The sequence below is a fragment of the Sphingomonas sp. LH128 genome, assembly GCF_000293195.2.
Lineage (GTDB): Bacteria > Pseudomonadota > Alphaproteobacteria > Sphingomonadales > Sphingomonadaceae > Novosphingobium > Novosphingobium resinovorum_A.
This window is the reverse complement of sequence record NZ_ALVC01000346.1, coordinates 1-3,243: the sequence shown is the minus strand read 5'-3', so window position 1 is coordinate 3,243 and position 3,243 is coordinate 1. Positions and strand designations below refer to the sequence as shown.

Annotated in this window: 5 protein-coding genes and 1 pseudogene; 4 read left to right on the top strand and 2 right to left on the bottom strand. The window is 60.6% G+C overall.

Translation table 11 applies throughout. The annotated features are described in order from the left end of the window. Positions 1-321, bottom strand: a pseudogene (locus LH128_RS24340) (IS6-like element IS6100 family transposase); the annotation flags it as partial. Between the two features lie 74 nt (positions 322-395). Here LH128_RS24340 and LH128_RS24335 point away from each other — a divergent pair. Further along, complete coding sequence (locus LH128_RS24335; RefSeq protein WP_051211572.1) at positions 396-725, top strand: hypothetical protein; 330 nt, start codon at positions 396-398, stop codon at positions 723-725. Positions 726-1,191: 466 nt separating this feature from the next. Here LH128_RS24335 and LH128_RS32490 read toward each other — a convergent pair whose 3' ends face one another. Continuing rightward, a complete protein-coding gene (locus LH128_RS32490; protein WP_008832344.1) occupies positions 1,192-1,359 on the bottom strand; it encodes a DUF1328 family protein in 168 nt (55 codons plus the stop codon). Positions 1,360-1,593: 234 nt separating this feature from the next. On the opposite strand from LH128_RS32490, the gene LH128_RS24325 reads away from it, so the two are divergent. The 3 genes from LH128_RS24325 to LH128_RS24315 all read left to right on the top strand — a co-directional run. Next, on the top strand, positions 1,594-1,776 hold the full coding sequence (locus tag LH128_RS24325; RefSeq protein WP_008832343.1) for a DUF3008 family protein: 183 nt from the start codon (positions 1,594-1,596) through the stop codon (positions 1,774-1,776). Positions 1,777-1,978: 202 nt separating this feature from the next. Beyond that, entirely contained in the window at positions 1,979-2,737 is a 759-nt protein-coding gene (locus tag LH128_RS24320) for an SDR family NAD(P)-dependent oxidoreductase (protein WP_008832342.1), read from the top strand. A gap of 39 nt (positions 2,738-2,776) precedes the next feature. Continuing rightward, the coding region (locus LH128_RS24315; protein ID WP_008832341.1) for a thiamine pyrophosphate-binding protein at positions 2,777-3,243 on the top strand (467 nt) is incomplete at its 3' end.

Sequence of the window (3,243 nt, the reverse complement as noted above, 5' to 3'; positions counted from 1 at the left end):
CGGCGACAGGTAGAAATCGATCGTGTCGCCCCGCTTGTCGACTGCCCGGTACAGGTAGGTCCACTTGCCCCGCACCTTGACGTAGGTTTCATCCAGGCGCCAGCTCGGATCAAAGCCACGCCGCCAGAACCAGCGCAGCCGCTTCTCCATCTCCGGGGCGTAGCACTGGACCCAGCGATAGATCGTCGTATGGTCGACCGAAATGCCGCGTTCCGCCAGCATTTCCTCAAGGTCGCGATAGCTGATCGGATAGCGACAATACCAGCGCACCGCCCACAGGATCACATCACCCTGGAAATGGCGCCACTTGAAATCCGTCATCGTTCCGTCCGTCCAATCTCCGCCAAGCATGCTCAAGCTTCACGATTTTTGCAACAGAGCCATAGATCATAATCATGCTGCGCCAAGTCTCCTCCAGAACCCGATGTATCGCCCTGATTTGTGGAAGATGCTCAAAAAAGGTCGGTGGCGGCTTTGGGCAGAAAGGCAAGACAGCGCTTGCCAAGATGCTGAATGAAGCAAACGGGGGGAAGAAGGGTAGGAAAGCGCAAATCCTGGCGATCGAAACCAAGTGCCTCAAACTTTGTCCCAAGGGCGCAGTTGTTACAATTGGCGCGTCGCATCCCGGTACATGGCTGCTCATTCAACCTGGAACACCCCTCGACGAGGTCCGCGAGCAGATCGGCTTCGGGGCTCGTACCCGCAAGGATGACCAAAACAAGTGAACGAAGCCGTCTGAAAGCCAGGATTGGTGTTGCTGTCAGCTGGCCCCAGCTCTTGTACGGCCGCTGCGCGATCGCTCGGCGTGCGCGTCGGAGGCATGTTCGATCTCCTGGACAAGTTGACCGATTAACGGTCCGCGCTCGTACCCGGCGACTATTGCGACGTTAAACTTTCTCGTGTGCTCGATCCGCAGAAGCGTGATGCTCGCATCTTGAGGCATGGCCTGACACGCGGACAATAAAAGAAGGAGGCCGGCAGTCGGTCTATTTATCGTGGTGCCCCGCCTTTATTGACGAAATTACCTAACCAACAAGCGGTATGTGATGGTCTTGTGCCCGAGCTCGGATTGAACCTTTCCATGCCAGTACAAAATTCGAGATTCGCGAGGGAAGGCCATGCAAACTGTTTGCGCCCCTGCCCCGAATGGAGGCCTTTGGGGCGCAACCTGTTACAGGATTTGGGACGAAATCAGGGAGCCCTGGTACCGCGTCCGAACAGATACCCCAGAACGAGAACGACGAGCGCCACGATCAAGAAGATCTTGGCAAGGCCTGCGGAAAGGCCGGCGACTCCCCCGAAACCCAGAAGCGCAGCCAGGACTGCGACCACGGCGAAAATAATTGCCCAGCGAAACATCAGGCGTCTCCCATTTTTGAAGCGCTACATCGATCCTTCCGACGAGCTCGAACCTCAGAACCTGCAGACATTATCAATGTTCCAAGTGCATCCCTCGCAATGCGACCCAAAGGATTTAGTCGTGAGGTCGCCCCCCCCCCCGCGAATTTTCAGAAATGCCGCTTTTGTCGTCAAGGCTTCGGCGAGACCAAACTGCACCGGCGAGCGTTGCGTTGGGAGTGAAGGAGACCGATCATGCCCGCAAAATCCAAAGTGCAGCAAAAGGCCGCCGGGGCGGCGCTGTCCGCCAAGCGCGGCGAAACGCCCAGGTCGCATTTGAAAGGAGCCTCAAAGGATATGGTGAAATCCATGAGCGAGGAGCAGCTTGAGGATCTTGCCTCCACCAAGCGCAAAGGGCTGCCTGAACACAAGGACTGAGGAGTTCCGGTCGGCGCAACACCTCGTCCGATCAATGCAAGGAACCACACGGCTCGTGTGAAGGTTGGAAGATGGACATTGGCGATGTTTTTCCCGGACATCGGCCGATCCTCCCGGGGGCTGCGCCCACTCGCGCCGCCCTTTTCCGATGCGTGCGCACCGCTGAAGCAGCGAAGCGCCCTGCAACAAGGACAGCTCCATCATGAACCGTTTCAGCGGCAAGACCGTTATTGTCACCGGCTCCAGCTCGGGTATCGGCGCCGCCTGCGCCCGCCGATTTGCGCAGGAAGGTGCGAATGTAACGCTCGTTGCCCGAACCCGCGAAAAGCTTGAGGCGGTCGCTGCCGATTTCGATCCTTCCCGCACCCTCGTATGCGTCGCCGACGTGTCCTCGCGCGATGACGTTGCACGTATGGTCGAGAAAACCATCGCGAAGTTCGCAGGCATCGACGTGCTGCACTCCAATGCCGGCATCGCGGTGATGAAATCCTTCGAAGACACCACGCCCGAAGACTGGCGCCAGACAATGGCGATCGACATCGATGGCTTGTTTCACTGCGCGCAGCTGGCCCTGCCTCACCTGAAGGCCAGCAAGGGCTGTATTGTTCACACCGCTTCGGTGTCGGGCACCGGCGGCGACTGGAACATGACTGCCTACAACGCCGCCAAGGGCGCGGTGGTCAACTTCACCCGCGCACTGGCGCTCGACCTTGGCAAGTTCGGCATCCGCGTCAATGCCGTCGCTCCCGCCCTCACCGAAAGCGAGCTGACCAGGGACATGCTGGACGAAGAAGCGCTGATCGCGAAATTCCACGAACGCTCGGCGCTGGGCAAGCACGCCAGGGCAGAGGACATCGCTGGCCCCGTCGCCTTCCTCGCATCCGAAGATGCGGCGCTGGTGACGGGCGCGATCCTCGCCGTCGATGCGGGGATCTCCGCCTCCAACGGCCAGCCTGCCTGATCCGCGCACAGCTTTCCCGTTATCCGCAGGAGTATACCCATGTCCCTTACCGTAGCCGAACTGCTTGTCGCCACGCTTGACGAGATCGGCGCCCGTCAGGTCTTCGGCATCGTCGGCGATGCGCTCAATCCGTTCACGGACGCGATCCGCCGCCAGGACAAGGTCCGCTGGATCGGCGTGCGCCATGAGGAAGGCGCCGCGCTCGCCGCCGCAGGGCAAGCCAAAGTCACCGGACGCCTTGGCGTATGCTGCGGCACCACCGGCCCAGGCGCGAACCACCTCGTCGCCGGGCTTTACGAGGCCCGCAAGGACCACGCGCCGGTCCTTGCCATCTCGGGCGGCGTCGCCGCGGCCAAGCGAGGCAGTGACTACCTGCAGGAGGACGATCCGGTCGCGCTGTTCCGCGACGTCGGCGTCTACAGCGAGATCATCGCCTCGCCGGATCAGGCGGCAGCGGTCATTCAACAGGCGATCGCGCATGCGTATGGCGAGCGCGGCGTCGCGCA